Genomic DNA, 762 nt, shown 5'->3' with positions numbered 1-762 from the left:
GGTATGATTCGTCTCATTGGCTATTTTTTCGGCATCGGCACGACGCTGGCCCTTTTGGTCGCGGCGGGCGTTGCGATCTACATCGGCCATTTGTCGAAAGATCTGCCCGACTACGAGGTGCTGGCCAAATACGAGCCGCCGGTGACCACCCGCATCCATGCGTCGGACGGCGCGCTGATGGCCGAATACGCGCGCGAACGGCGCCTGTATTTGCCGATCCAGGCCATACCGGACCGCGTCAAGGCGGCCTTCCTGTCGGCCGAAGACAAGAATTTCTACAATCACCCAGGCATCGATGTGACCGGCCTCGGCCGCGCCATCATCGTCAACCTGCAGAATCTCGGCTCGGGCCGGCGTCAGGTCGGCGCCTCGACGATCACCCAGCAGGTGGCGAAGAACTTCCTGTTGTCCTCGGACCAGACCTACGAGCGCAAGATCAAGGAGATGATCCTCGCCTTCCGCATCGAGCAGGCCTATCCCAAGGATCGCATTCTCGAGCTCTACCTCAACGAAATCTTCTTCGGCTTCGGCGCCTATGGCGTCGCCGGTGCGGCGCTGACCTATTTCGACAAGTCGGTCAACGAACTGTCCGTGGCAGAGGCCGCCTACCTGGCTTCCCTGCCCAAGGGGCCGAACAACTACCACCCTTTCAAGCATGCCGATCGCGCGATCGAGCGTCGCAACTGGGTCATCGACCAGATGGTCGAGAACGGCTACGTCACGCGTGAGGAAGGCAACAAGGCCAAGGCCGAGCCGCTGGGC

At 61.4% G+C, this 762-nt stretch carries 1 protein-coding gene; it reads left to right on the top strand.

The genetic code is table 11. The features are described 5' to 3' along the window. Positions 1–3: 3 nt before the first annotated feature. The coding region (locus EN906_RS36010) for a transglycosylase domain-containing protein (protein ID WP_206529288.1) at positions 4–762 on the top strand (759 nt) is incomplete at its 3' end.

The sequence above is a fragment of the Mesorhizobium sp. M7A.F.Ca.CA.004.06.1.1 genome (assembly GCF_003999135.1).
GTDB lineage: Bacteria > Pseudomonadota > Alphaproteobacteria > Rhizobiales > Rhizobiaceae > Mesorhizobium.
Note: the sequence above shows the minus strand (reverse complement) of the source record. Positions and strands in the feature narration are given on the sequence as shown.